The organism is Undibacterium sp. Jales W-56, assembly GCF_025548535.1.
GTDB lineage: Bacteria > Pseudomonadota > Gammaproteobacteria > Burkholderiales > Burkholderiaceae_D > Undibacterium.
The window spans coordinates 1-23,789 of the sequence record NZ_JAJLQW010000001.1 but is presented as its reverse complement, the minus strand read 5'-3'; the positions used below and the strand labels follow the sequence as shown (position 1 = coordinate 23,789).

Genomic DNA, 23,789 nt, shown 5'->3' with positions numbered 1-23,789 from the left:
GATGATGCGCACGGCTTTCAATTCCATGGTGGAATTGATCTGGCCGCATAAAAAAACCCCGGCCGATTGCATCGTGCCGGGGGAATAACGCCGAATCGCATAGGGACGATTGGCGCCCGCTCAGGGAGGAGAAGCGGTAGGTTTAAGACACTGGATTTTGAAGACCTGTACTTAACACCTATTCCTCTGAGCTTGCACTTGGAAAAAAGTTTCATTACTCTGAACAAAAAATTCTTACGGTGATCTTCATGTCTATTACAAAACCCGCCCAATTTCCTGCCATCCGCATGCGTCGTATGCGTCGCGACGTGTTCTCGCGTGCGCTGATGCGCGAGAACAGCGTCACCGCCTCCGATCTGATTTATCCGGTGTTCGTGATTGAAGGTATCAATCAATGCGAAAAAGTCGCCTCCATGCCCGGCGTGGAACGCGTATCGGTCGATATCTTGCTCGGCGTGGCGGAAGATTGCGTGGCGCTCGGCATCCCGGTCATGGCGCTGTTCCCGGCCATCAATCCTAGCCTGAAAACACCGGACGGTATCGAAGCGACAAACCCAAAAGGCTTGATCCCGCGCGCGGTTCGCGAACTCAAAAGCCGTTTCCCGGAACTCGGCATTCTGACCGACGTCGCACTCGATCCTTACACCAGCCATGGTCAGGACGGCCTGATCAATGCCGATGGTTATGTCATGAATGATGAAACCACCGAGATGCTGGTGCGTCAGGCCTTAACGCAAGCCGAAGCCGGCGTCGACATCGTCGCGCCGAGCGACATGATGGATGGCCGTATCGGGGCGATCCGCCATGCACTGGAATCGCACGGCTATATTCACACCCGCATCATGGCTTACTCAGCCAAATATGCTTCGGCGTTTTACGGCCCTTTCCGCGATGCGGTCGGTTCGGCCACCAATCTCGGCAAAAGCGATAAAGCGAATTATCAGATGGATCCGGCGAATAGCGACGAAGCCTTGCGCGAAGTCGCACTCGATCTGGCAGAAGGCGCAGACATGGTGATGGTCAAGCCGGGCATGCCTTATCTGGATATCGTGCGGCGCGTCAAGGATGAATTCAAGGTGCCGACTTTCGCTTATCAAGTCAGCGGCGAATACGCGATGATCAAGGCCGCAGCGCAAAATGGCTGGCTCGACCACAACAAGACCATGATGGAAACCATGCTGGCATTCAAGCGGGCGGGCGCCGACGGCATCCTGACGTATTTTGCGCGCGATGTGGCCCGCCTGCTGAAGCATACCGCCTGATTTCTCACCCTATCTCAATCGACCTCTCATCCCGATGATGCTGCCATTTTTAATCATCATCTCTGCCGCGCTGGCAATCGCCGGCGCGGGCGCCCAGGATAGTGCGATCTGGCTGCATTATGTCTGCAAACCGCTGACCACACTTCTGATATTCTGGCTCGCGTATCGCGCCTCAAACTTTACCCCTCCCTATCGAACAGCGATACTGACCGGCATCGTATTGTCGCTCTTCGGCGATATCTTTTTGATGCTGCCCGTGACGCTGCTCAAATCAGGATTCCTGCTCGGCCTCGGAAGTTTTTTATGCGCCCACCTGTGCTTTCTACGTGCCTTGACTAGCGATACCCGCTGGTTTTCCCGCCCTTTGATTTTCCTGATGGTCGGCCTGCTAGGCGCGTTCAATTTGTCGGTACTGTGGCTCGGACTTGCAGCCGATTTGCGCATCCCGGTTGTGGTATACGTAGCCTGCCTGCTGTGCATGACATCGCAGGCGATCAGCCGCCATCTGAGCCTGCAAACCACCGCCAGCAAACTCGCCATGTGCGGCGGTGTGATTTTTATGTTGTCGGACACGCTGCTGGCTTACAATCAGTTTTATACGCCGCTGCCGCAAGCCAGCCTGCTGATATTGGCGACCTATTATGCCGCGCTAAGCCAGCTTGCCCGCTCGGTTAACATTGCCTGAACCCCGACTTCCCGAATCTCCTCTACCGCGATCATCATGCAAGAAAAAATCATTACCTTTGCGAGTCCTGTATTTTTCTTGCTGATCGCGATTGAATTCATCGTCGCACGACGCCGCCAGCGTCATCTGTACCGCATCAATGATGCGATCAATAGCCTGAGCCTGGGTGTGATGAGCCAGGTGACCGGCGTATTTTTAAAAGTGCTGGCGGTCGGCATTTATGCCTGGGTCGCGCAGCATTTTGCGATTTTCAATTTATCCGGCGATAGCTGGTGGGTCTGGATATCGGGCTTGCTGCTGTATGATTTTTTGTATTACTGGCTGCACCGCATGGGGCATGAAACCAATCTGCTGTGGGCGGCGCATGTGGTACACCATCAGAGCGAGGCGTATAACCTGACTACCGCATTGCGCCAGACCAGCACCGGCGCTTTATTTGGCTGGATTTTTTATCTGCCGCTGGCCTTGCTCGGTTATCCGGTACAAGTATTTATCATCGTCGCGCTGATCGATCTGCTGTATCAATTCTGGATACACACCGAACAAATCGACAAGCTGGGCTGGTTCGACCGGGTCTTTGTGTCGCCCTCCAATCATCGCGTGCATCATGGCGTGAATGATCTGTATCTGGATAAAAATTACGGCGGTATTTTAATTCTATGGGATCGCCTGTTCGGAACTTTTATCGAAGAGCAGGATGCCCATCCGGTAGTGTTCGGCACCCGCAGCCCGCTGCGTAGCTGGAACCCTTTGTGGGCCAATCTGGAGGTGTACAAAGCCGTTGCCGCAGATGCCTGGCGCACACGCAGCTGGCGCGATAAATGCCGCATCTGGCTGATGCCGCCGGGCTGGCGTCCTGCCGATGTGGCGGCGACAGCGCCGGCTAAATCCTTCGATATCCAGCGTCCCGAATACAACCCGCCGCTGAGCGCAGCGGCCCTGTGGTATTGCATCGTGCAATTTACGATTATTTTGCAAGTCGCCACGCATTTTCTGACGGTCGCACCCACTGCCAATGCAGCGCACACGGTGCCGTATGCAATCTGGCTGGTGGCGGGATTATGGACGGTAGGCGGGCTGATGGAACAAAAGCCCTGGTATCGCGGACTGGAAGCTGTGCGCCTGCTGGCGACGCTGGCGATGGTCCTCGTCAGCGCCAGCTGGTTTCAACTATTCGCCTTGCCATTGCTTGCGCAAGCCGTAATCGCTGCGGCTGGTATGGCCTCATTAATTGCACTCGGACTCATCTTTAAGAATACTCGGCATGGACATCTTTCACATTAACGACACGCAGGTCTTGCTGAATCCGGAGGCATCGGTTCAGTCGCAAGGTTTTGTCTGGCTCGATGCCACGCATGATGAAGTAACTCGCAATCCCGAAGCCTGGCGCGACGAGGTCGCGCGACTGACAGGCTCGCAGATTTACGATTTGCATTTGAAAGACGCAGTCAATTTAAGCCACCCATCGTACTTCGATACGACGCAGGATTATGAGATGGTGGTGTTTCGCAAACTCGCTTTAAACGGCGAAGCAAGTGCGCTTCAAGGCAACGAACAAGCCGAGCAGCAGAAGCGGAAAATCCCGGCGGCGCTGAATAAATTGGCGACCGTGCCAGTTTCGTTTTTTCTGATGGGGAATGCATTGGTCACGGTACGCGCCGAGAACAGTCGTACCATCGATAATGCGCGTACCCGCTTGCTGAACTACAAACATAAAGCGGAAGGTAATAGCCACTCGAGTCGCCTGCCATGCTCACCAGAAGATCTGATGCTGCGGCTGCTGAATGCGATGGTCGATCAATACCTGGAATTGCGCCAGCCGCTGACCCAGCAACTCGATCGCTGGCAACATGCGCTGCTTGATCCGCGCCGTCCTTTTAATAACTGGATGGCGCTGCTCGATTCGCGGCTGGAATTGCGCAAGCTCGATAATCTGTGCGAAGAGCAACGCGACGCTTTGCAGGAATTGCGCGATCACATCGTCGATGCGCACGACGGCAGCGATAGCGGCAACGGTCGCGCCAAGGATTTGCTACTGGTCCGTACCAACGATGTGATGGAGCATATCAGCCGCGTCCTGAATCATGCGCGCCGCCTGGAAGCGTCGCTGGAATCGGCAGTGCAAATCCATTTCTCGGCAATGGCGCATCGTACCAGCGAGATCATGCGCACCCTGACCGTGATCACCGCCCTGTTCATGCCGCTGACCTTGATTACCGGTATATTCGGGATGAATTTTGAGGTCATGCCTTTGCTCAAAAATGCATCAGGATTCTGGATGACCATGGGAGCAATGCTGCTGATTGTGATTGGCTTGCTGGTGTATTTCCGCAGCCAGCGCTATCTGGAAGATCAGCTGAGCCGGCGTCGCGACTGAAGCTCACGAATTAACATACTGAGGTAGAGTATGCATAAAAACAGGTATTAATCCGCAATAAATGCGTGGTAATTTAAAAATACTCCCCTATATTTACACCATATTTAAAGACCGTACATGCAAGAATTCAGTTTCCTATGGCACGATTATGAAACCTTCGGTGCGCAAGCCCGACGCGATCGGCCGGCCCAATTCGCCGCGATCCGCACCGATGCCGAACTGAATGAAATCGGCGAACCCATCATGCTGTACTGCCAGCCGGCGAATGATTTCTTGCCGGATCCGCAATCTTGCCTGATCACGCATATCACGCCGCAGACCTGTCTGGAGCGCGGCATCCCCGAATATGAATTTGCCGCAAAGATAGAGCAGGAGCTGGCCAAGACCGGCACCATCGGCGTCGGCTACAACACCATACGCTTTGACGACGAGATCACCCGCTTCATGTTCTGGCGCAACCTGATCGATCCGTACGCGCGTGAATGGCAAAACCAATGCGGTCGCTGGGATATCATGGACATGCTGCGCACCACCTATGCGCTGCGGCCTGAAGGCATCAACTGGCCAACCAATGAGGATGGCAAGCCCAGCTTTCGCCTGGAGCACCTGACCGCCGCGAACGGCATCGCGCACGAGGCTGCGCATGATGCGCTGTCCGACGTACGCGCCACCATCGCGCTGGCACGCCTGGTACGGCAAAAGCAACCGAAGTTGTTTGATTTTTGTTTAGCGCTGCATAAGAAAGATAAAGTCGCGGCGGAAATCGGCTTGCCTATGCTGGGCAAAGCCTTCCTGCATGTATCCGGCATGTTCCCGACCGAGCGCGGCTGCCTGGCCTTGATGTGGCCATTGGCGGTACATCCAAAAAATAAAAATGAAGTGATCGCCTGGGATCTCGCCCACGATCCGGCGGAACTGGCGACGCTCGATGCTGCCAGTGCGCAATTGCGCATGTTCAGCAAAACCGATGCATTGCCCGAAGGCGTCAACCGCCTGCCCGTCAAGACCGTGCATCTGAACAAATCGCCGGTCGTGATCGGCAATCTGAAAACCCTGTCAGCAGCGATGGCCGGGCGCTGGCAGATCGATCTGGATTTGGTGCAGCGCCATATCGACCGTGCGACAGCCTTGATGAGCGAGCATGCCGATCAGTTGCGCCAACTGTGGGAGCAAGTGTATGCGCCGCGCGATCAAGCAACAGCGGACGTTGACGAAGACCTGTACGGCGGATTTATCGGCGCCGGTGACCGGCGCCTGCTGAACGAGCTGCGGGCCATGCCCCCGGAACGATTGGCGCAGGCGCAACCGGATTTTCAGGACCGGCGTTTAGCTGAATTGCTGTTCCGCTACCGTGCACGTAATTTCCCCGAAACCTTGAATGAGATCGAACAGGCGCAATGGGAAGAACACCGGATCGCCCGCCTGCTCGATGGTGCAGGCAATGCGCGTAACATCGATCAGTATTTCAATCAGATAGACCAATTGTCCGAGGATGCCAGCGCAGCCGATGAGGAAATTTTGGGCGCATTGTACGACTACGCGGAGATGGTCGTTCCTGTCAGGTAGCCGGACCGGGCAAACATAACATTCCGCTAAATAACGGTTTCACTGGCAAACAGCAACACCGTCCAGATAAAAAAAACGCCCCGTCATGACGGGGCGCCTTTATACGATCAAAAGTTGTAGTGATTATTTATTCGGCTGCGGTGTCATGCGCAAATACGGACGCGGCGCTGTAAAGCCTTTCGGATACTTCTGCTTGATCTGATCAGGATCTTGTATCGTCAGCGGGATGATCACATCGTCGCCATCGCGCCAGTTGCCTGGCGTGGCTACCGTATAGCCATCGGTCAGTTGCAAGGCATCGATCACACGCAAAACTTCATCGAAATTGCGGCCGGTGCTCATCGGATAAGTGATAGTCAGGCGCACTTTTTTCTTGGGGTCGATGACGAACAGCGAACGCACGGTCATGGTTTCCGATTGATTCGGGTGGATCATGTCGTATAGTTGCGAAACCTTGCGATCGGCATCGGCGATGATGGGGAAGCCGACCACGGTCTTTTGCGTATCTTCGATATCGCTGATCCATTGCAGGTGCTTTTCGGCCGGATCGACCGAAAGTGCAATCGCCTTGACATGACGCTTATCAAATTCGGGTTTCAATTTGGCCGTCAAGCCTAACTCCGTAGTGCAGACCGGCGTGAAATCGGCAGGATGGGAAAAAAGCACGACCCAGGAATCACCTGCCCAAGCATGAAAATTCAATTTGCCTATCGAAGAATCCTGTTCGAAATCAGGAGCAATATCACCTAAACGTAGAGTCATGTTTTTCTCCAATCAAAAAAGTTTGAGATAAAAACTATAGGCCGCATCAGTAATAGATTCAAGGACAGAGAAGTTGATTGCTTATACCGTGACCGGTATATGTTGTCGCCTTACCCGGCCTTACTCCACCTTACTTCACATTAACGAGGCCCAAGGATGTCAAAAATTTCTCGGCATTCTGATAGCCAATCACACGCCCGTTAGTCATTTCTTCGCCGCGTCTATTGAAGAAGACAATCCCTGGCGGGCCAAACAAATGAAAGCGTTTCAACAAGGCTTTGTCGTCGGCATTGTTAGCAGTTACATCCACCTGCAGCAACAACATTTGCTCCATTTGCGCCCTGACTTTATCGTCGGTGAAGGTCAGTTTTTCCATTTCCTTGCATGAGACGCACCAGTCTGCATAGAAGTCGAGTAAGGCGGTTTTGCCCTTCGATTGAGCGATGGCAGCATCCAACTCGGCAAGCGAGCGAATCCGGGTGAAAGCAACACCGTGTTTTTGCCCGCCGGTTAAATGCGCTAAAGGAGCAAACACATCGCGCCCACCCGTCAGTGCGCCGGTTAATTGTGCGGCACCGGCTAAGACAAAGATGATCGCAAAGGTTTTGGAATACAAATTTCCTTTATGCAAGAACAACAGATAAAGCGCGTAGCTGATCAGCAATATTGCCCATGCTGCCATTTGCGTCCAGACCGGGATAACTGGCGACACCATCCAGATCGCCATCGCCAGCATCAGGACGCCGAAGAAGCGCTTGATGCTCTCCATCCAGGCGCCTGCACGTGGCAGCAAACTGCCAGCGGACAAGCCGACCAGCAATAGAGGAACGCTCATGCCGATTGCCATCGCAAACAAGGCAGAACCGCCCACCAGGACGTCGCGCGTCTGGCTGATATACACCAGGGCACCGGCTAAGGGGGCAGCCACACAAGGCCCGACGATGAGCGCGGAGATCGATCCCATTAAAAACACGCCGATCAATTTACCATTGCGCAGCCCGTCGGATGCCGTCGTCAATTTGGTTTGTAAAGCAGCCGGTACTTGCAACTGATAAACCCCAAACATCGCCAGCGACAAGATCACCATCAGCAAAGCGAATGCGCCGAGTACCCAGGGATTTTGCAATGTTGCCGCCAAGCCTTCTCCCAGCAATCCGGCAGTCACACCCAAAGCGGTGTAGACCAGCGCCATGCCAAGCGAATACATCATCGACAGCAGGAAACCCCGGCTGCGACGTACCGACGTGCCTTCGCCGACAATAATGAACGACAGGATAGGCACCATAGGCAGCACACAAGGCGTGAATGACAAGCCTAATCCGAGCAAGAAAAACAAAGGCAAAATAACGATTAATTTGCCGCTCTTTAAGGCGGCACTGATGCTGTAGATTTCCGTATCGGAGCCGGCAGAACCTGTACCGCTATCGACCGCAGGCTTAACGCCGCCGCCATTGGTTTTAGCAGGGGCATCGGTAATCGCCAGTTTAAATACCGCCTCTTGCGGTGGATAGCACAGACCTTGATCAGCACAACCCTGGCTGGTCACCTTCAAGCTGAAGTCGCCGGACGCCTGCACTGGAATCTTAACCACTGCCGCTGTGCGATAGGTTTCCACTTCTTTTTGAAATGTCTCGTCAAATTTGACTTTACCTTTAGGCAGCACCGGCTCGCCCAGCTTGCCATCCTGAGAGGCAAATTTTAGTCGTTCGCGATATAAATAATAACCGTCGGCGATCTGGAAACTAACTTCGGCAACCCCAGGCTCGCTCATCTTGGCACTGACTTTAAACGCGAGCTCAGGATCTAAAAAATCCTCGGCCCTGCTTATCGATGCGATTGCCGCGGACAGTAAAATGAGCAAGGTCAGACAAGTGCTCAATCGGCTGCCAAGCATTGCAAACCAGTTTAAAAAACCACCTTGAGAATGGATAGTAAAAGTCTTCATGCAGATCCTGTTTCCTGGAGAACCCACTGCAGATAAGCCGGTAAGCCTTGCGCGATGGGAATGCCGATAATTTCTGGTACGTCGTATGGATGAATGCTCTGGATAAGAGCCTGTAATGCAATATATTTTGCTTCCGTGGTCTTGATCAGTAAAGCGATTTCCGTCGCCAGCTGCGGCGTCCCGTTCCAGCTATAGAAAGACCGCACCGCCGGCAGTACGTTCACACAAGCAGCCAATTTCTTTTCCAAGACAGCCTGAATGATCGCTTGTGCAATGGATTCATCCGGCACATTCGTCATGACCAGCAAAAAATTATCCATGCTTGTTCGCTCAAACTGAAATGGTGTGATCCACTATTTTAGCAAGGTCTGCTCAGTAACGTCTGGCCTAGGCCAAGATGCAAAAAAGCCAGGCAATGCCTGGCTTTTTATTGAGACTACATGACCAGCACAGATTACTCTGCTGTTGGCGCTGCATCGACATCAGTAACTTCTGGACGATCCAACAATTCTACGTAGGCCATAGGTGCATTGTCGCCAACGCGGAAACCCATTTTCAAAATACGCAGATAACCGCCGTTACGATTTGCGTAACGCGGGCCGAGTTCAGCGAACAGTTTCAGGACCATTTCGCGATCGCGCAAACGGGAGAAAGCCAGACGCTTGTTAGCCAGTGTGTCTGTTTTACCCAAAGTCAGAATCGGCTCGATAACACGGCGCAATTCTTTTGCTTTTGGCAAGGTTGTTTTGATAGCTTCGTGACGCAGCAACGATACTGTCATGTTGCGCAGCATAGCCAGACGGTGGGAAGAGGTACGATTCAGCTTACGTAAGCCGTGACGATGACGCATGATATTTCCTTTCAGATTTTTAAATTAATTCCAGCTCTTCTATCACTGCATGTCACAGCGCGGGCCGGTAATTGCTTGGTATTACGAACGACAACCAGAACTACTCAGGTACTGCTAGGTTACTACTGATTTATTAGTTGCCCGGATAACTCTCATTATCCGGGCAATATAACAAATTATTTTTCCAGGCCAGCAGGTGGCCAGTTTTCCAACTTCATGCCCAAAGACAAACCGCGGGAAGCCAGCACTTCTTTGATTTCGTTCAAAGATTTGCGACCCAGATTTGGCGTCTTCAACAATTCGTTTTCGCTACGCTGGATCAAATCACCAATGTAGTAAATATTTTCTGCTTTCAGGCAGTTGGCAGAACGTACTGTCAACTCCAGATCATCGACTGGACGCAACAGAACCGGATCGACTGCTGGTGCACGTGATGGCGCTTCAGCAGCGGCTTCCGTACCTTCCAGAGCTGCGAATACATTCAATTGATCAACCAAGACACGTGCAGACTGACGAATCGCTTCTTCAGGTGTGATCACGCCATTGGTTTCGATATTGATGACCAATTTATCCAGATCCGTACGCTGTTCTACACGCGCAGATTCAACGGAATAGGACACACGGCGAACTGGAGAGAAAGACGCATCCAGAATCATACGGCCTATGGTTTTGTTGGCATCTTCAGACAAGCGACGAACGTTACCCGGCACATAGCCGCGGCCTTTTTCGACCTTGATCTGCATGTCCAGCTTACCGCCGGCAGTCAGGTTCGCAATCACGTGATCCGGATTGATTAGTTCTACGTCGTGCGGCAAATCGATATCGGAAGCCAATACGGCGCCTTCGCCATCTTTCTTTAATGTCAGCGTAACTTCATCACGGTTATGCAACTTGAAAACAATCCCTTTCAAGTTCAACAAAATATCGACAACGTCTTCCTGAACGCCATCCAATGATGAATATTCATGAACGATACCGGCAATAGTCACTTCCGTTGGCGCATAGCCAACCATGGAAGACAACAGCACGCGGCGCAGAGCGTTACCCAGTGTGTGACCGTAGCCACGTTCAAATGGCTCCATCACGACTTTAGCGTGACCGGCACCCAGCATTTCCACGTCGATAATACGTGGCTTCAACAGATTGTTTTGCATAACAATGTCCTTTTCAATACCCTCGACTCGTTACGTCGATAAGGCTGATGGCATTAAAGAAAAAAGCCTGCCTATCAAAAAATAGGCAGGCGGTGAAACTTGAATATTAACGTGAGTACAATTCAACGATCAGAGATTCGTTGACATCGTGAGCGATATCACTACGATCTGGCATGGACTTGAAAGTACCTTCCATTTTCTTAGGATCGACAGCAACCCAAGAAGGCATGCCAGTTTGTTCTGCCAAAGACAGAGCTTCAACGATACGTACTTGCTTTTTCGATTTTTCACGAACGGCAACAACGTCACCGGCTTTAACCTGGTAAGAAGCAATGTTCACCACCACATTATTGACTGTGAATGCCTTGTGGCTGACCAATTGACGCGCTTCTGCACGTGTAGAGCCGAAACCCATACGGTAAGCGACGTTGTCCAGACGCGATTCGAGCAGCTTCAGCAGAGTTTCGCCGGTATTGCCTTTTTGACGATCAGCTTCTGCAAAGTAGCGGCGGAATTGACGTTCCAGAATACCGTACATACGTTTAACTTTTTGCTTTTCACGCAATTGATTACCGAAGTCAGAGGTACGAGCACCTGAAGTGCGACCGTGTTGACCTGGCTTTGCATCTAATTTGCATTTTGAATCCAAAGAGCGGCGTGCGCTTTTCAGAAACAGATCCGTGCCTTCGCGACGGGATAATTTTGCTTTTGGTCCGATATAACGTGCCACGATAATTTCCTTTGTTGAATGACGCAGAGCGGAGACATTACTCCGCTGCGCTAGTCTGATCTACCTGCTATCAGACGGTGGTCTTAATAAATAATGAATACAACACAAAACCCACCAATAGGATTGGCGGGCTGTATTCTAACGGTAAAACCGTTAGAAAGCTAGTCATCGTTAAACTACGACGATTCTTAGATACGACGACGCTTTGGAGGGCGGCAGCCGTTATGCGGAACTGGAGTCACGTCTTGGATCAGGGAAATTTTGATGCCCAGATTATTCAAAGCGCGCACTGAAGATTCACGACCTGGGCCTGGGCCCTTGATGCGAACTTCCAGATTTTTGATGCCGCATTCCACCGCAACTTTACCAGCTGCTTCTGCTGCAACCTGCGCTGCAAACGGTGTAGATTTGCGCGAGCCCTTGAAACCCGCACCACCAGCAGTTGCCCATGACAGCGCATTGCCTTGACGATCAGTGATCGTGATGATGGTGTTGTTAAAAGAAGCGTGTACGTGAGCGATGCCCTCGGCGACGTTCTTTTTAACTTTTTTACGAGCGCGGGCTGCGGCTGCGTTATTTTGTGCTTTTGCCATAATATTTCCTTGAATCTAGTTGCCTAGATTATTTCTTCAAAGATTGCGCTGCTTTACGTGGGCCCTTACGTGTACGAGCATTCGTACGTGTACGTTGACCACGGCAAGGCAAGCCCTTACGATGACGCAGGCCGCGGTAGCAACCTAAGTCCATCAAACGCTTGATGTTCATCGAGAGTTCACGACGCAGGTCGCCCTCTACGACGAATTTTGCAATTTCGTCACGGAGTTTTTCCAGTTCGTTGTCGTCCAGATCTTTAACTTTTTTATTAGTTAAAACACCGGTAGCGGCGCAGATGTCTTCTGCGCGTGGGCGGCCAATACCATAGATAGCTGTTAAGCCGATTACGGTATGCTGATGATTTGGGATATTAACCCCTGCGATACGTGCCATTCGTTATTCCTCGTCAATAACCTGAATTAACCTTGACGCTGTTTATGGCGTGGTTCTGTGCAAATTACACGAACTACACCTTTGCGTTTGATGATCTTGCAATTGCGGCAAATCCGCTTAACTGATGCGAGAACTTTCATTTTTTGCCCTCTTCCTTCTTTACTTGGTTACTTAGTACGGAACACTATTCGCGCCCGGCTCAAATCATAAGGCGTCAATTCCACTGTCACCTTATCGCCTGGCAAAATGCGGATATAGTTCATACGCATTTTCCCAGAAATATGGCCTAGTACAATATGCCCGTTTTCCAACTTAACTCGAAATGTTGCATTTGGAAGATTCTCAAGAATCTCACCCTGCATCTGTATAACGTCGTCTTTTGCCATTCGGTCTGCTGTTCCTCTGAGTGCTACCTTGACGGTATGCCACCCTTGAAATTTGCTTTACGAAGAAGCGATTCGTATTGCTGTGACATCACGTAGTTTTGCACCTGCGCCATGAAGTCCATCGTCACTACCACGATAATCAATAATGATGTACCGCCGAAATAGAATGGAACCTTCCAATGGGCTACCAAAAACTCAGGCAATAAACAAACCGAAGTAATGTAGACCGCACCCGCCAACGTCAAACGCATCAAGATCTTATCGATGTATCGCGCTGTCTGATCGCCTGGACGAATACCTGGAACAAATGCACCGCTCTTTTTCAAGTTATCTGCAGTTTCTTTGCTATTAAAAACTAAAGCAGTATAGAAAAAACAGAAGAAAATAATTGCAACGGCGTATAACAAAGCATGAATCGGTTCGCCTGGAGCCATCGATGCGGACAAGTCCTTCAGGAAACGGATAAAACCGCTATCTGAAGATTCCATACCTTTGGTAAACCAACTTGTAATCGTCGCTGGGAACAAGATAATCGAAGAAGCGAAGATCGGTGGGATCACACCAGCCATATTCAACTTCAAGGGCAAGTGACTGCTTTGCCCGCCATATACTTTATTTCCAACCTGGCGTTTCGCGTAATTGACCAAAATCTTACGCTGGCCACGCTCTACGAATACGACAAAGAAGGTGACTGCAGCAACAATCAAACAAATCAACAATGCAGAGACTGAATGCATAGAACCAGTACGAACCAGCTCAAACAAACCAGCCAAGGCATTTGGCAAGCCTGCTGCAATACCTGCAAAAATGATGATCGAAATACCATTGCCCAAACCACGCTCAGTAATTTGCTCACCCAACCACATTAAAAACATGGTTCCGGTGACCAGGGTTACTGTCGTAGTGAAGCGAAAAGCGACACCCGGATCAATCACCAGTCCCGGCTGAGCTTCCAGGCCAAACGCAATGAAATAAGCCTGCAATGTAGCGAGCAACAAGGTTCCATAACGCGTATATTGGGTAATCTTACGACGACCGGATTCGCCTTCTTTTTTCAAGGCTTCCAGTTGAGGCGAGACTATCGACATTAACTGCATAATGATCGATGCAGAAATATACGGTGTAATTCCCAGCGCAAGCACAGCGAATCGCGACAAGGCGCCACCGGAAAACATATTAAACATCCCCAAGATACCGCCTTGGTTTTGTTTAAACAGTTCTGCCAACGCATTTGGATCAATGCCTGGAACCGGTATGTGCGCACCTATCCTGTATACAACTAATGCCCCCAGCAAAAACCACAGTCTTCCCCAAGGAAAACCACTGGCGGCACTTTTAGCTTGTTGTGGAGATGTTGCCAATTATTGCTCCAGTGTCAGCACTGATTAAGCGACTGAGCCGCCAGCAGCTTCGATTGCAGCTTTAGCGCCTTTAGTAGCGATCAAACCGTTCAAAGTTACTTTTTTAGTGATTGTGCCTGCCAGGATCACGCGAACTACGCGCGCCAATTCAGACACTACACCAGCTTGTTTCAAGGCCAGAATGTCGATTTCAGTTACTGGCAAATTTTCCAGATCTGTCAAACGAACTTCTGCTTTGTATGGCGTTGCCAATGATTTAAAACCACGCTTAGGCAAACGACGTTGCAAAGGCATCTGACCGCCCTCGAAACCGACTTTATGAAAACCGCCTGAACGAGACTTTTGACCTTTGTGACCACGGCCTGCTGTCTTACCTAAACCAGAACCGATGCCGCGACCGACACGACGTTTGTAGTGTTTTGCGCCATCTGCTGGCTGGATTGTATTTAATTCCATAATTTGCTCCGATCGCAACCCTGACGGCTTACGATACAACCTTCACAAGATACGAGACTTTGTTGATCATGCCACGTACGGATGGTGTGTCTTGCAATTCAGAAACTGAATTCACACGACGCAAACCCAACCCACGGACTGTAGCGCGATGAGACTCACGAGTCCCGATCAGGCCTTTGACCAAAGTTACTTTTACTGTCTTTGTCATTTCGCTCACCTTAGCCCAGAATTTCTTCAACGGACTTGCCACGTTTCGCAGCGATTTCCGATGGCGTACTCATTTTGGACAAACCGTCCAAAGTCGCACGAACCATATTGTATGGATTAGTGGAGCCGTTCGATTTAGCAACGACGTTCACCACACCCAACACTTCGAAAATAGCGCGCATTGGACCGCCCGCAATAACGCCAGTACCTTCTTTAGCTGGCATGATCATCACTTTTGATGCGCCATGACGACCAGTAACAGCGTGCTGCAGAGTGCCGTTATTCAAAGTCACCTTGATCATCTTGCGACGAGCTTCTTCCATTGCTTTTTGTACGGCGACAGGAACTTCTTTCGACTTTCCCTTACCCATACCGATGCGGCCATCGCCGTCACCAACGACGGTCAGTGCTGCGAAACCCATGATACGACCACCCTTAACCACTTTGGTTACACGGTTGATCGCGATCATTTTTTCGCGCATGCCATCATCTGGCTTGTCGGCTGCCGTTTTCGCTTGCATTTTTGCCATGACGAATTTTCCTTAGAACTTCAGACCAGCTTCACGCGCGGCTTCTGCCAACGCCTTGATGCGGCCGTGGTAACGGAAACCGGAGCGATCAAACGCGACTTCGGTAACCCCTGCTTTCAATGCTTTCTCTGCAACGCGCTTGCCGACCAGTGTCGCTGCTGCTGCATTGCCACCATTGCCAGACGCTGCTGCCAACTCTGCACGGACTTCTGCCTCGAGGGTAGAAGCCGACGCCAACACTTTGGCATCTGGGCCAATGATGTTTGCGTAGATATGCAGATTCGTACGGTGTACCGCCAGGCGGTTCACCTTGAGTTCTGCGATCTTGGCACGGGTTTGAGTCGCGCGGCGCAGACGTGATTGTTTCTTGTCCATCGTCAACCCCTATTACTTCTTCTTGGTTTCTTTAATCACAACCACTTCGTCCGCGTAGCGGACACCCTTGCCTTTATAAGGCTCTGGGCTGCGGTATGCACGGACTTCAGCTGCCACCTGGCCTACTTGCTGCTTATTAATCCCTTTGATCAGGATTTCAGTAGGTGTTGGTGTAGCGCACGTTACGCCTTCCGGCATTTGGTGCACAACTGGATGTGAAAAACCCAAGGACAAATTCAATTTGTCGCCTTGTGCTTGCGCTTTGTAACCAACGCCAACCAAAGTGAGTTTTCTTTCAAAGCCTTTAGTAACGCCATTCACCATGTTATTGACCAGGGCACGTAATGTACCTGTCATTGCATTGGCTTCACGACCATCATTGGCTGGTGAAAAACTCAAAGTGCCGTTATCGTTCGCTACTGTGACCAAGCCATTCAAGCCTTGAGTCATCGCGCCCATTGGGCCTTTTACTGAAATCGCTTCTGCCGAGATTTTAACTTCTGCACCTGCTGGCAAAGCGATTGGCATTTTACCTACTCGTGACATCTTGCACTCCTTAGGCGACGTAGCAAATTACTTCGCCACCGACACCGGTTGCGCGCGCTTTGCGGTCAGTCATGACGCCTTTTGGTGTGGAAACAATCGCCACTCCCAAACCGTTCATCACACTTGGGATCTCGTCTTTACCTTTGTAAATACGGAGACCAGGACGTGAAACACGTTCCAAGCGCTCAATAACAGGACGCCCTGCATAATATTTCAAACCGATTTTCAATTCGGATTTACCGGCAGCTTCAACAACTGCGAAATCCTCAATGTAACCTTCATCTTTAAGTACGTTTGCAATTGCAATCTTTACTTTAGAAGATGGCATCGCAACGGCAGTCTTTTGAACAACTTGCGCATTACGGATGCGGGTCAGCATATCGGCGATAGGATCGCTCATACTCATTGCATATTCTCCTATTACCAGCTGGCTTTAGTCATACCCGGAACTTCACCACGCATGGCGACTTCACGGAGTTTAATACGGCCCAAACCGAATTTACGGAATGTTCCACGTGGACGACCTGTCAAAGCGCAGCGATTGCGCTGACGTGTCGGATTGGAATTACGTGGCAATGCCTGCAATTTGAGGCGAGCTTCATAACGCTCTTCCTCAGATTTTGATTGGTCATCAATGATGGCCTTCAATTCGGCGCGTTTGCCAGCGAATTTCTTCACCAGATCTGCACGCTTTTGCTCACGATTAATCAGTGCCAATTTTGCCATGGCGACCTCAGTTTCTGAACGGGAATTTAAATGCGGCGAGAAGGGCTTTCGCTTCTTCGTCGGTCTTTGCTGTCGTCGTGATACTGATATTCATACCACGCAGCGCGTCGATCTTGTCGTACTCGATTTCAGGGAAAATGATCTGTTCCTTGACGCCGATATTGTAGTTACCACGACCATCAAACGCACGACCAGACACACCACGGAAGTCACGTACACGCGGCAAGGCCACGGTAATGAAACGATCCAGGAATTCATACATTTGAGCGCCACGCAAAGTCACCATACAACCGATTGGATAGCCTTCACGAATTTTGAAGCCAGCAATCGCTTTACGCGCTTTGGTGACCACGGGCTTTTGACCAGCAATTTTCGTCAAATCACCAACAGCGTGCTCAATGATCTTCTTGTCAGCAATTGCTTCTGACAAACCCATGTTCAGGGTAATTTTCAAGATACGAGGCACTTCCATTGATGATTTATAAGAGAATTTCTCTGTCAAATCAGCAACAACTTTTTCTTTATAAAATGCTTGTAGACGGGCCATGATGTTATGCCTTCACAACTTCGCCAGTCGACTTATAGATACGGACTTTCTTACCATCCACTATCTTCAAGCCTACACGGTCTGCCTTGCCAGATGCAGCGTTGAACAACGCCACATTGGAAACATGAATCGGCATCAATTTATCAACGATGCCACCAACTGCGCCAGTCATTGGGTTAGGCTTAGTCGCTTTTTTAGCGACATTCACACCTGCGACAACAACGTAGTCAGCATTAACGCATTGCTGCACCTGACCACGCTTACCTTTGTCTTTACCCGTCAAGACGATGACTTCGTCGTTTTTACGAATTTTGCTCATGACGTTCCCTTACAGCACTTCTGGAGCAAGCGAAACGATTTTCATGAAGCGCTCAGTACGCAGTTCGCGTGTTACTGGGCCGAAAATACGAGTTCCGATAGGCTCAAGCTTTGCATTTAACAAAACTGCAGCATTGCTATCAAACTTCACCAGGGAACCGTCTTGACGACGAACACCCTTGGCAGTTCTCACAACAACTGCGTTGTAAATCTCACCTTTTTTTACACGACCGCGAGGAGCAGCAGATTTCACAGTGACCTTAATAACATCACCAATACCCGCATAACGACGCTTGGAGCCGCCCAACACCTTAATGCACAATACTTCACGCGCACCAGTGTTGTCAGCCACTTCCAGCCGGCTTTCTGTTTGAATCATAATGTTCTCTTTCCCAACTTAATCCACATAATCCGCACGATGCAAATCTGTAGTCAGTCTTGGTCCCGCCAGCCAACCCAATACACAACAAACAATGCACGAGCCAACTGATTAGGTGGACGAATTTTTTAATTACTTTCACAACAAATCTTAATGCTGCGAAAGGCATTTAGGCTGCCACTTACAAGATTTGCAAATGACAGCCAGCTATTATTACATCAAAAAGCGATTTGTGCAATAACTTTATAAAACTTGAGCAACTTGAACCACACGTGTCACTGTCCAAGCTTTAGTCTTGGAGATTGGACGGCCTTCTTGAATTTCAACAGTGTCGCCTGCCTTTGCCTGGTTTGCTTCATCGTGTGCATGGTACTTGTTAGTACGGACGATGATTTTGCCATACAAAGGATGCTTGACGTGACGTTCAACGACCACCGTAACGGTCTTGTCCATCTTGTCGGAAACAACCTTGCCAATCAATGTGCGCTTCAATGCCACTTTTGTTTGAACATTCGCTTGATCGTTCATTATTTGGCATCCTTCTGATTCATGACAGTTTTTACGCGTGCGATGTCGCGACGAACTTTTTTCAATTGTGAAGTATTGTTCAGCTGTTGCGTAGCAATTTGCATGCGCAAGCTGAACTGAGCCTTCAGCAATTCATTCAGTTCTTTCGTCAAAGCCGCCTGATCCTTACCTTGGAGTTCAGATACTTTCATTTACAACTCCTATTATTGGCCGACTTGACGCACGACGAACGTAGTCAATAACGGCAGTTTAGCTGCAGCCAGGCGAAACGCCTCGCGTGCCAGCGCTTCATCAACGCCATCCATTTCGTACAACATTTTGCCTGGCTGAATCTCAGCAACGTAGTACTCAGGATTACCTTTACCATTACCCATACGAACTTCTGCTGGTTTTTGGGAGATTGGCTTGTCTGGGAAAATACGGATCCAGATACGGCCACCACGTTTGATATGACGAGTCATAGCACGACGTGCAGCTTCGATTTGACGCGCAGTAATACGACCACGGCCAACCGCCTTCAGACCAAACTCACCAAAAGAAACAGCCGTGCCGCGAGAATGTGAAATCCCCTTGTTGCGACCTTTTTGTTCTTTACGATACTTTCTGCGTGCTGGTTGCAGCATGATTATTCTCCTGCTTTCTCAGCCGGTGCTGCCGCTACGCCATCTGCCTTAGTGCGCGCACGTTTGGCTGCTGGAGCTGCTGCTGTACCGGGTGTGTTTTGTCCTTCTGGGCGCTTAGTGCGAGGACGGCTATTTGGCTTGCCATCGTCACGACGCGGACCACGACGTTTTTTGTCGTCTTCTGGAGTGGATTCAATCACTGGTGCGTCGCCATTGGCTAAACGATCACCTTTGTAAACCCAAACCTTAACGCCAATAATGCCGTAGGTTGTCGATGCTTCGCCGAAGCCGTAATCGATATCAGCGCGCAAAGTATGCAGAGGCACACGGCCTTCGCGATACCATTCTTTACGAGCGATTTCGATGCCGTTCAAACGACCGCCGGACATGATCTTGATACCCTTAGCACCCAGACGCATGGCATTTTGCATCGCACGCTTCATGGCGCGGCGGAACATGATGCGTTTTTCGAGTTGCTGAGCGATAGAATCAGCGATCAGTTGAGCATCGATTTCTGGCTTGCGGATTTCTTCGATATTGACATGCACAGGCACGCCCATGATCTTCGCCAGTTCGACTTTCAACACTTCAATATCTTCGCCTTTTTTACCGATCACAACACCTGGACGGGAGCTGTAAATAGTAATGCGGGCGTTTTTAGCCGGACGCTCAATAGTGATACGACCTACTGAGGCGTTTTTCAGTTTTTTCTTCAGGTAAGCACGCACCTTCAGATCTTCACCGAGCATGGAAGCAAAGTTACCATTGCCTGCATACCAGCGTGATGACCAGTTACGTGTTACCGCCAGACGAAAACCAGTTGGATGTATCTTCTGTCCCATCGTGACTCCTTAATTACCGACAGTCACGTAAATGTGACAGGATTGTTTAGAGATACGATCACCACGACCCTTGGCGCGTGCTGTGAAGCGCTTCAGGATCGTACCTTTTTCAACATAGATAGTCTTTACTTTCAACTCATCGATGTCGGCGCCATCATTGTGCTCGGCGTTTGCAATTGCAGACTCCAACACTTTCTTGATGATTGTTGCGCCTTTTTTCGGGCTGAAGGCCAAGATATTCAATGCTTGATCTACTTTTTTACCGCGAATCAGGTCAGCCACCAGGCGACCTTTTTGCTCAGACAGACGCACACCGCGCAGAATTGCTTTAGTTTCCATCATTGCACCTATCTCTTAGCCTTTTTATCGGCGGCGTGACCCTTGAACGTACGAGTCAACGCGAATTCGCCAAGTTTGTGACCAACCATGTTTTCGGATACATATACCGGCACGTGTTGCTTGCCGTTGTGTACCGCGATCGTCAGGCCAATGAAGTCCGGCATAATTGTCGAACGGCGTGACCATGTCTTGATTGGCTTTTTGTCTTTAGTTGCTTGCGCAGTTTCGACTTTTTTCACCAAGTGGGCGTCGCAAAACGGCCCTTTTTTCGCTGAACGTGTCATGTGTTATCCCTTATTTCTTACCACGGCGTGAGACGATCATCGAAGTAGTACGCTTGTTGCGACGTGTCTTCTTACCCTTGGTCTGTTGACCCCATGGCGATACTGGATGACGGCCGGCTGCTGTTTTACCTTCACCACCACCATGCGGGTGATCGACCGGGTTCATGACCACACCGCGAACGGTAGGACGAACACCGCGCCAACGCATCGCACCAGCTTTACCAATCTTACGCAAATTGTGCTCGCCGTTACCCACTTCACCGATCGTTGCACGGCATTCGATGTGAATGCGGCGAACTTCACCGGAACGCAAACGAACCTGCGCATAAGTACCGTCACGCGCCATCAACACAACACCAGCACCGGCTGTACGTGCAATCTGCGCACCTTTGCCTGGCAACATTTCGACGCAATGCATCGTCGTACCAACTGGAATATTGCGGATTGGCAAACAGTTACCGGATTTGATCGACGCTTGCGAGCCGTTCATTACCTGATCACCGACAGCCATACCTTTAGTTGCAATGATGTATTGACGCTCACCATCCGCGTAGCACAACAAAGCAATGTGGGCTGTACGATTAGGATCGTATTCAATACGCTCAACTTTTGCAGGAATACCATCTTTGTTGCGCTTAAAGTCAACCAGACGATAATGCTGCTTATGACCACCACCGATATGACGGGTAGTGATGTGACCGTTATTATTACGGCCAGCAGTTTTTGATTTCTTTTCCAACAGAGCAGCAAACGGACGACCTTTATACAGGCCTTCAGTTACCACTTTCACCATACCGCGACGACCTGGTGAGGTTGGCTTCATCTTAACGAGTGCCATGCTTATGCCCCCTCAGTGAAGTTGATTTCCTGGCCCGGCTTCAAGCATACAAAAGCACGTCTTGTATGATTGCGACGACCATTAAATCTACCGGTACGTTTTTGTTTACCCTGGCGATTTGCCACTTGAACAGATTCAACTTGAACCTTGAACAGCAATTCCACGGCGGCTTTAATTTCTGGCTTAGTAGCATCCGGAGTAACCAGGAAAACTACTTGTTCATTCTTTTCAGCAACCATAGTTGCTTTTTCAGAAATCACCGGAGCCAGCAACACCTTCATCAGGCGCTCTTCGCTATGCTTAACTAATGCGTTCATGCCAGCATCTCCTCAATCTTTGCCAATGCCGGCTTAGTGATCAACACTTTCTTATAGAACACCAAAGAAACCGGATCAGCGTAGCGTGGCTCAACGACCAAAACATTCACCAGATTGCGAGCGGCCAACATCAGGTTTTCGTTGAATTCTTCAGTGATAATCAACACTGAATCCAGGCAACCCATGGCTTTCAGCTTGTCGGACAATAATTTTGTCTTCGGAGCATCAACAGCCAAAGTATCAACTACATTCAAACGACCTTCACGAGCCAACTGAGACAGGATCGAGCAGATACCTGCGCGATACATCTTTTTGTTAACTTTGTGAGAGAAATTCTCATCAGGCGAGTTCGGGAATATACGACCACCTCCGCGCCACAGCGGGGAAGAGGACATACCGGCACGAGCACGACCAGTACCTTTTTGACGCCAAGGCTTCTTGGTTGTGTGATGGACTTCTTCACGATCTTTTTGTTTACGATTGCCGCTACGAGCATTCGCTTGAAAAGCAACAACCACTTGATGAATCAAAGCTTCGTTGTAATCACGACCGAAAATAGTATCAGGAGCAGCAACGTTAGACGCCGCTTGACCTTGTTCGTTTAGGAGCTTCAGTTCCATAGATTAAGCCCCCTTCTTTGCTTTAACTTTAATAGCAGGAGATACAATCACCTGACCATTTTTCGCACCCGGCACAGCACCCTTCACCAGCAACAACTGGCGCTCAGCGTCAACGCGAGCGATTTCCAGATTTTGCACTGTGCGAGTAGCATCACCCAGGTGACCGGTCATGCGCTTACCAGGAAATACACGACCTGGATCCTGCGCCATACCGATAGAACCAGGTACGTTATGCGAACGTGAGTTACCGTGAGTTGCGCGACCAGAAGAGAAGTGATGGCGCTTGATGGTACCGGCATAGCCCTTACCAATCGTTACACCTTGCACGTCTACTTTTTGACCAGCTTCGAACAGACCGATAGGCACAACATCGCCCGCCTTCAATTCAGCAGCTTTAACAGCATCGACACGGAATTCTTTTAAGACAGTACCAGCTTCAACACCTGCTTTTGCGAGGTGACCTGCAGCCGCTTTTGTTACACGGGATGCACGGCGCTGACCGAAAGTTACCTGAACAGCGGAATAACCGTCTGTGTCAGGAGTTTTGATTTGTGTCACGCGATTGTTAGATACATCTAAAACTGTGACTGGAATTGAATCACCATCATCAGTAAAGATACGCATCATACCAACCTTGCGACCAACAAGGCCCAAGCTCATTGTTTTCTCCATTCCCACCTACGATTGGGTGGGGCTGACTGTTTAAAAAACTTAAACGGATAGGCCAGCCGAAGCTGACCTATATCTAAGCCTTCGATTATAGCCTGCAAAATTTTATTTCACAAGACTATTTATTTGAAAATGCCAAAAATTGTGGTATGTGACATTTTCAGAAAAAATTATTGCAGTTTGATTTCTACGTCGACACCAGCTGGCAAGTCCAGTTTCATCAATGCATCAACGGTTTTATCTGTAGGATCAACAATATCCATCAGGCGTTGGTGAGTGCGGATTTCGAACTGGTCACGGGAAGTTTTGTTCACGTGCGGGGAACGCAGAACGTCGAAACGTTGTATACGCGTTGGCAAAGGAACCGGGCCTTTAACAACTGCGCCAGTACGTTTTGCTGTTTCTACGATTTCGAGTGCAGATTGGTCGATCAACTTGTAATCAAATGCTTTCAAGCGGATACGGATTTTTTGATTTGTAGACATGATATTTCCTAAAAAGAACGGGCTGCAGGCAATTTTTTCTTACCTGCAGCATTTTTTTAAACAAAGAGCGAAACTACGATTATATCAAAAAGTTT

37 protein-coding genes are annotated in these 23,789 nt (G+C 49.9%); 5 read left to right on the top strand and 32 right to left on the bottom strand.

What is annotated here, in order from left to right; all coding sequences use genetic code 11:
• The first annotated feature begins 248 nt into the window (after positions 1-248).
• From hemB to sbcB, 5 genes are all read left to right on the top strand, one after another.
• Positions 249-1,262: a porphobilinogen synthase gene (gene hemB, locus LPB67_RS00185; RefSeq protein WP_262835025.1), complete on the top strand. Its 1,014-nt coding sequence runs from the start codon at positions 249-251 to the stop codon at positions 1,260-1,262.
• 37 nt (positions 1,263-1,299) lie between these two features.
• Entirely contained in the window at positions 1,300-1,947 is a 648-nt protein-coding gene (locus LPB67_RS00180) for a lysoplasmalogenase (protein WP_262835024.1), read from the top strand.
• Positions 1,948-1,983: 36 nt separating this feature from the next.
• Complete coding sequence (locus LPB67_RS00175; protein ID WP_262835023.1) at positions 1,984-3,231, top strand: sterol desaturase family protein; 1,248 nt, start codon at positions 1,984-1,986, stop codon at positions 3,229-3,231.
• On the top strand, positions 3,212-4,324 hold the full coding sequence (locus tag LPB67_RS00170; protein WP_262835022.1) for a magnesium transporter CorA family protein: 1,113 nt from the start codon (positions 3,212-3,214) through the stop codon (positions 4,322-4,324). The genes LPB67_RS00175 and LPB67_RS00170 overlap by 20 nt, the downstream gene beginning before the upstream one ends.
• A 117-nt stretch (positions 4,325-4,441) precedes the next feature.
• Positions 4,442-5,890 carry an exodeoxyribonuclease I gene (gene sbcB, locus LPB67_RS00165; RefSeq protein WP_262835021.1) on the top strand — a complete coding sequence of 483 codons (1,449 nt, stop codon included), beginning with the start codon at positions 4,442-4,444 and terminating at the stop codon, positions 5,888-5,890.
• A gap of 123 nt (positions 5,891-6,013) precedes the next feature.
• On the opposite strand, the gene LPB67_RS00160 is transcribed toward sbcB, so the two are convergent.
• The 32 genes from LPB67_RS00160 to rpsJ form a co-directional block, all read right to left on the bottom strand.
• The gene (locus tag LPB67_RS00160) at positions 6,014-6,652 is read right to left on the bottom strand and encodes a peroxiredoxin (protein WP_262835019.1); all 639 of its coding nucleotides are present in this window, start codon (positions 6,650-6,652) and stop codon (positions 6,014-6,016) included.
• Between the two features lie 130 nt (positions 6,653-6,782).
• Positions 6,783-8,597 carry a protein-disulfide reductase DsbD gene (gene dsbD / locus LPB67_RS00155; RefSeq protein ID WP_262835018.1) on the bottom strand — a complete coding sequence of 605 codons (1,815 nt, stop codon included), beginning with the start codon at positions 8,595-8,597 and terminating at the stop codon, positions 6,783-6,785.
• Entirely contained in the window at positions 8,594-8,917 is a 324-nt protein-coding gene (gene cutA / locus LPB67_RS00150) for a divalent-cation tolerance protein CutA (protein ID WP_262835017.1), read from the bottom strand. The genes dsbD and cutA overlap by 4 nt, the downstream gene beginning before the upstream one ends.
• Positions 8,918-9,051: 134 nt before the next feature.
• Entirely contained in the window at positions 9,052-9,447 is a 396-nt protein-coding gene (gene rplQ, locus LPB67_RS00145; RefSeq protein WP_262835016.1) for a 50S ribosomal protein L17, read from the bottom strand.
• Positions 9,448-9,623: 176 nt separating this feature from the next.
• Complete coding sequence (locus LPB67_RS00140) at positions 9,624-10,601, bottom strand: DNA-directed RNA polymerase subunit alpha (protein WP_262835015.1); 978 nt, start codon at positions 10,599-10,601, stop codon at positions 9,624-9,626.
• Positions 10,602-10,707: 106 nt separating this feature from the next.
• Entirely contained in the window at positions 10,708-11,331 is a 624-nt protein-coding gene (gene rpsD / locus LPB67_RS00135) for a 30S ribosomal protein S4 (protein WP_262835014.1), read from the bottom strand.
• 188 nt (positions 11,332-11,519) lie between these two features.
• Positions 11,520-11,924 carry a 30S ribosomal protein S11 gene (rpsK, locus tag LPB67_RS00130; protein WP_110255932.1) on the bottom strand — a complete coding sequence of 135 codons (405 nt, stop codon included), beginning with the start codon at positions 11,922-11,924 and terminating at the stop codon, positions 11,520-11,522.
• A gap of 28 nt (positions 11,925-11,952) precedes the next feature.
• Complete coding sequence (gene rpsM, locus LPB67_RS00125; RefSeq protein ID WP_262835013.1) at positions 11,953-12,318, bottom strand: 30S ribosomal protein S13; 366 nt, start codon at positions 12,316-12,318, stop codon at positions 11,953-11,955.
• Positions 12,319-12,344: 26 nt separating this feature from the next.
• Positions 12,345-12,458, bottom strand: a complete 114-nt coding sequence (gene rpmJ / locus LPB67_RS00120) for a 50S ribosomal protein L36 (RefSeq protein ID WP_014004415.1) — start codon at positions 12,456-12,458, stop codon at positions 12,345-12,347.
• Positions 12,459-12,485: 27 nt separating this feature from the next.
• Entirely contained in the window at positions 12,486-12,704 is a 219-nt protein-coding gene (gene infA, locus LPB67_RS00115; protein ID WP_014004414.1) for a translation initiation factor IF-1, read from the bottom strand.
• 23 nt (positions 12,705-12,727) lie between these two features.
• A complete protein-coding gene (secY, locus tag LPB67_RS00110) occupies positions 12,728-14,065 on the bottom strand; it encodes a preprotein translocase subunit SecY (RefSeq protein WP_262835008.1) in 1,338 nt (445 codons plus the stop codon).
• Between the two features lie 24 nt (positions 14,066-14,089).
• The gene (rplO, locus tag LPB67_RS00105; RefSeq protein WP_262835007.1) at positions 14,090-14,521 is read right to left on the bottom strand and encodes a 50S ribosomal protein L15; all 432 of its coding nucleotides are present in this window, start codon (positions 14,519-14,521) and stop codon (positions 14,090-14,092) included.
• Positions 14,522-14,549: 28 nt separating this feature from the next.
• A complete protein-coding gene (gene rpmD / locus LPB67_RS00100) occupies positions 14,550-14,729 on the bottom strand; it encodes a 50S ribosomal protein L30 (protein ID WP_126771746.1) in 180 nt (59 codons plus the stop codon).
• A gap of 10 nt (positions 14,730-14,739) precedes the next feature.
• Entirely contained in the window at positions 14,740-15,258 is a 519-nt protein-coding gene (gene rpsE / locus LPB67_RS00095) for a 30S ribosomal protein S5 (protein ID WP_262835004.1), read from the bottom strand.
• 12 nt (positions 15,259-15,270) lie between these two features.
• A complete protein-coding gene (gene rplR / locus LPB67_RS00090; protein WP_262835003.1) occupies positions 15,271-15,633 on the bottom strand; it encodes a 50S ribosomal protein L18 in 363 nt (120 codons plus the stop codon).
• Between the two features lie 12 nt (positions 15,634-15,645).
• Positions 15,646-16,179, bottom strand: a complete 534-nt coding sequence (gene rplF, locus LPB67_RS00085) for a 50S ribosomal protein L6 (RefSeq protein WP_262835002.1) — start codon at positions 16,177-16,179, stop codon at positions 15,646-15,648.
• Between the two features lie 10 nt (positions 16,180-16,189).
• Positions 16,190-16,585: a 30S ribosomal protein S8 gene (rpsH, locus tag LPB67_RS00080; protein ID WP_262835001.1), complete on the bottom strand. Its 396-nt coding sequence runs from the start codon at positions 16,583-16,585 to the stop codon at positions 16,190-16,192.
• Between the two features lie 14 nt (positions 16,586-16,599).
• Positions 16,600-16,905, bottom strand: coding sequence for a 30S ribosomal protein S14 (rpsN, locus tag LPB67_RS00075; protein ID WP_153236341.1), 306 nt, complete (start codon positions 16,903-16,905; stop codon positions 16,600-16,602).
• A 7-nt stretch (positions 16,906-16,912) separates the two neighbouring features.
• On the bottom strand, positions 16,913-17,452 hold the full coding sequence (gene rplE / locus LPB67_RS00070) for a 50S ribosomal protein L5 (protein ID WP_262835000.1): 540 nt from the start codon (positions 17,450-17,452) through the stop codon (positions 16,913-16,915).
• 4 nt (positions 17,453-17,456) lie between these two features.
• Positions 17,457-17,771, bottom strand: a complete 315-nt coding sequence (gene rplX, locus LPB67_RS00065; protein ID WP_262834998.1) for a 50S ribosomal protein L24 — start codon at positions 17,769-17,771, stop codon at positions 17,457-17,459.
• Between the two features lie 9 nt (positions 17,772-17,780).
• Complete coding sequence (gene rplN, locus LPB67_RS00060; RefSeq protein ID WP_016836029.1) at positions 17,781-18,149, bottom strand: 50S ribosomal protein L14; 369 nt, start codon at positions 18,147-18,149, stop codon at positions 17,781-17,783.
• A gap of 243 nt (positions 18,150-18,392) precedes the next feature.
• On the bottom strand, positions 18,393-18,677 hold the full coding sequence (gene rpsQ / locus LPB67_RS00055; protein ID WP_262834997.1) for a 30S ribosomal protein S17: 285 nt from the start codon (positions 18,675-18,677) through the stop codon (positions 18,393-18,395).
• On the bottom strand, positions 18,677-18,868 hold the full coding sequence (gene rpmC, locus LPB67_RS00050; RefSeq protein WP_186917408.1) for a 50S ribosomal protein L29: 192 nt from the start codon (positions 18,866-18,868) through the stop codon (positions 18,677-18,679). Before rpmC ends, rpsQ begins: the two co-directional genes overlap by 1 nt.
• Positions 18,869-18,880: 12 nt before the next feature.
• The gene (gene rplP, locus LPB67_RS00045) at positions 18,881-19,300 is read right to left on the bottom strand and encodes a 50S ribosomal protein L16 (RefSeq protein WP_061532016.1); all 420 of its coding nucleotides are present in this window, start codon (positions 19,298-19,300) and stop codon (positions 18,881-18,883) included.
• Between the two features lie 2 nt (positions 19,301-19,302).
• Positions 19,303-20,142, bottom strand: a complete 840-nt coding sequence (gene rpsC / locus LPB67_RS00040; protein ID WP_262834996.1) for a 30S ribosomal protein S3 — start codon at positions 20,140-20,142, stop codon at positions 19,303-19,305.
• A gap of 9 nt (positions 20,143-20,151) precedes the next feature.
• Entirely contained in the window at positions 20,152-20,484 is a 333-nt protein-coding gene (rplV, locus tag LPB67_RS00035; RefSeq protein WP_262834995.1) for a 50S ribosomal protein L22, read from the bottom strand.
• Positions 20,485-20,489: 5 nt separating this feature from the next.
• On the bottom strand, positions 20,490-20,765 hold the full coding sequence (rpsS, locus tag LPB67_RS00030; RefSeq protein ID WP_262834994.1) for a 30S ribosomal protein S19: 276 nt from the start codon (positions 20,763-20,765) through the stop codon (positions 20,490-20,492).
• A gap of 10 nt (positions 20,766-20,775) precedes the next feature.
• Positions 20,776-21,603 carry a 50S ribosomal protein L2 gene (rplB, locus tag LPB67_RS00025; RefSeq protein WP_262834993.1) on the bottom strand — a complete coding sequence of 276 codons (828 nt, stop codon included), beginning with the start codon at positions 21,601-21,603 and terminating at the stop codon, positions 20,776-20,778.
• A 2-nt stretch (positions 21,604-21,605) separates the two neighbouring features.
• Positions 21,606-21,920 (bottom strand): 50S ribosomal protein L23, encoded by a 315-nt coding sequence (gene rplW, locus LPB67_RS00020; protein WP_262834992.1) that lies wholly within the window; start codon positions 21,918-21,920, stop codon positions 21,606-21,608.
• Entirely contained in the window at positions 21,917-22,540 is a 624-nt protein-coding gene (rplD, locus tag LPB67_RS00015; RefSeq protein ID WP_262834991.1) for a 50S ribosomal protein L4, read from the bottom strand. The genes rplW and rplD overlap by 4 nt, the downstream gene beginning before the upstream one ends.
• 3 nt (positions 22,541-22,543) lie before the next feature.
• Positions 22,544-23,200, bottom strand: coding sequence for a 50S ribosomal protein L3 (gene rplC / locus LPB67_RS00010; protein WP_262834990.1), 657 nt, complete (start codon positions 23,198-23,200; stop codon positions 22,544-22,546).
• A gap of 179 nt (positions 23,201-23,379) precedes the next feature.
• A complete protein-coding gene (gene rpsJ, locus LPB67_RS00005; protein ID WP_262834989.1) occupies positions 23,380-23,694 on the bottom strand; it encodes a 30S ribosomal protein S10 in 315 nt (104 codons plus the stop codon).
• Positions 23,695-23,789 lie beyond the last annotated feature (95 nt).

What these genes read in the sequence shown, in the direction of transcription:
- dsbD (WP_262835018.1), bottom strand. Translation starts at nt 8,597, where the DNA reads ATGAAGACTTTTACTATCCATTCTCAAGGTGGTTTTTTAAACTGGTTT.
- hemB (WP_262835025.1), top strand. Translation starts at nt 249, where the DNA reads ATGTCTATTACAAAACCCGCCCAATTTCCTGCCATCCGCATGCGTCGT.
- rpsQ (WP_262834997.1), bottom strand. Translation starts at nt 18,677, where the DNA reads ATGAACGATCAAGCGAATGTTCAAACAAAAGTGGCATTGAAGCGCACA.
- cutA (WP_262835017.1), bottom strand. Translation starts at nt 8,917, where the DNA reads ATGGATAATTTTTTGCTGGTCATGACGAATGTGCCGGATGAATCCATT.
- rpsM (WP_262835013.1), bottom strand. Translation starts at nt 12,318, where the DNA reads ATGGCACGTATCGCAGGGGTTAATATCCCAAATCATCAGCATACCGTA.
- LPB67_RS00170 (WP_262835022.1), top strand. Translation starts at nt 3,212, where the DNA reads ATGGACATCTTTCACATTAACGACACGCAGGTCTTGCTGAATCCGGAG.
- rpsN (WP_153236341.1), bottom strand. Translation starts at nt 16,905, where the DNA reads ATGGCAAAATTGGCACTGATTAATCGTGAGCAAAAGCGTGCAGATCTG.
- rpsC (WP_262834996.1), bottom strand. Translation starts at nt 20,142, where the DNA reads ATGGGACAGAAGATACATCCAACTGGTTTTCGTCTGGCGGTAACACGT.
- LPB67_RS00140 (WP_262835015.1), bottom strand. Translation starts at nt 10,601, where the DNA reads ATGCAAAACAATCTGTTGAAGCCACGTATTATCGACGTGGAAATGCTG.
- rpmD (WP_126771746.1), bottom strand. Translation starts at nt 14,729, where the DNA reads ATGACAAAGACAGTAAAAGTAACTTTGGTCAAAGGCCTGATCGGGACT.
- LPB67_RS00175 (WP_262835023.1), top strand. Translation starts at nt 1,984, where the DNA reads ATGCAAGAAAAAATCATTACCTTTGCGAGTCCTGTATTTTTCTTGCTG.
- rplD (WP_262834991.1), bottom strand. Translation starts at nt 22,540, where the DNA reads ATGGAACTGAAGCTCCTAAACGAACAAGGTCAAGCGGCGTCTAACGTT.
- rpsE (WP_262835004.1), bottom strand. Translation starts at nt 15,258, where the DNA reads ATGGCAAAAATGCAAGCGAAAACGGCAGCCGACAAGCCAGATGATGGC.
- rpsJ (WP_262834989.1), bottom strand. Translation starts at nt 23,694, where the DNA reads ATGTCTACAAATCAAAAAATCCGTATCCGCTTGAAAGCATTTGATTAC.
- rplE (WP_262835000.1), bottom strand. Translation starts at nt 17,452, where the DNA reads ATGGCCCGTCTACAAGCATTTTATAAAGAAAAAGTTGTTGCTGATTTG.
- rplF (WP_262835002.1), bottom strand. Translation starts at nt 16,179, where the DNA reads ATGTCACGAGTAGGTAAAATGCCAATCGCTTTGCCAGCAGGTGCAGAA.
- rpmJ (WP_014004415.1), bottom strand. Translation starts at nt 12,458, where the DNA reads ATGAAAGTTCTCGCATCAGTTAAGCGGATTTGCCGCAATTGCAAGATC.
- rpsK (WP_110255932.1), bottom strand. Translation starts at nt 11,924, where the DNA reads ATGGCAAAAGCACAAAATAACGCAGCCGCAGCCCGCGCTCGTAAAAAA.
- rplV (WP_262834995.1), bottom strand. Translation starts at nt 20,484, where the DNA reads ATGATGGAAACTAAAGCAATTCTGCGCGGTGTGCGTCTGTCTGAGCAA.
- rplX (WP_262834998.1), bottom strand. Translation starts at nt 17,771, where the DNA reads ATGAGCAAAATTCGTAAAAACGACGAAGTCATCGTCTTGACGGGTAAA.
- LPB67_RS00160 (WP_262835019.1), bottom strand. Translation starts at nt 6,652, where the DNA reads ATGACTCTACGTTTAGGTGATATTGCTCCTGATTTCGAACAGGATTCT.
- sbcB (WP_262835021.1), top strand. Translation starts at nt 4,442, where the DNA reads ATGCAAGAATTCAGTTTCCTATGGCACGATTATGAAACCTTCGGTGCG.
- rplC (WP_262834990.1), bottom strand. Translation starts at nt 23,200, where the DNA reads ATGAGCTTGGGCCTTGTTGGTCGCAAGGTTGGTATGATGCGTATCTTT.
- rplP (WP_061532016.1), bottom strand. Translation starts at nt 19,300, where the DNA reads ATGCTGCAACCAGCACGCAGAAAGTATCGTAAAGAACAAAAAGGTCGC.
- rplB (WP_262834993.1), bottom strand. Translation starts at nt 21,603, where the DNA reads ATGGCACTCGTTAAGATGAAGCCAACCTCACCAGGTCGTCGCGGTATG.
- rplO (WP_262835007.1), bottom strand. Translation starts at nt 14,521, where the DNA reads ATGGAATTAAATACAATCCAGCCAGCAGATGGCGCAAAACACTACAAA.
- rplQ (WP_262835016.1), bottom strand. Translation starts at nt 9,447, where the DNA reads ATGCGTCATCGTCACGGCTTACGTAAGCTGAATCGTACCTCTTCCCAC.
- rplW (WP_262834992.1), bottom strand. Translation starts at nt 21,920, where the DNA reads ATGAACGCATTAGTTAAGCATAGCGAAGAGCGCCTGATGAAGGTGTTG.
- rpsS (WP_262834994.1), bottom strand. Translation starts at nt 20,765, where the DNA reads ATGACACGTTCAGCGAAAAAAGGGCCGTTTTGCGACGCCCACTTGGTG.
- rpsH (WP_262835001.1), bottom strand. Translation starts at nt 16,585, where the DNA reads ATGAGTATGAGCGATCCTATCGCCGATATGCTGACCCGCATCCGTAAT.
- rplR (WP_262835003.1), bottom strand. Translation starts at nt 15,633, where the DNA reads ATGGACAAGAAACAATCACGTCTGCGCCGCGCGACTCAAACCCGTGCC.
- infA (WP_014004414.1), bottom strand. Translation starts at nt 12,704, where the DNA reads ATGGCAAAAGACGACGTTATACAGATGCAGGGTGAGATTCTTGAGAAT.
- LPB67_RS00180 (WP_262835024.1), top strand. Translation starts at nt 1,300, where the DNA reads ATGCTGCCATTTTTAATCATCATCTCTGCCGCGCTGGCAATCGCCGGC.
- rpmC (WP_186917408.1), bottom strand. Translation starts at nt 18,868, where the DNA reads ATGAAAGTATCTGAACTCCAAGGTAAGGATCAGGCGGCTTTGACGAAA.
- rplN (WP_016836029.1), bottom strand. Translation starts at nt 18,149, where the DNA reads ATGATTCAAACAGAAAGCCGGCTGGAAGTGGCTGACAACACTGGTGCG.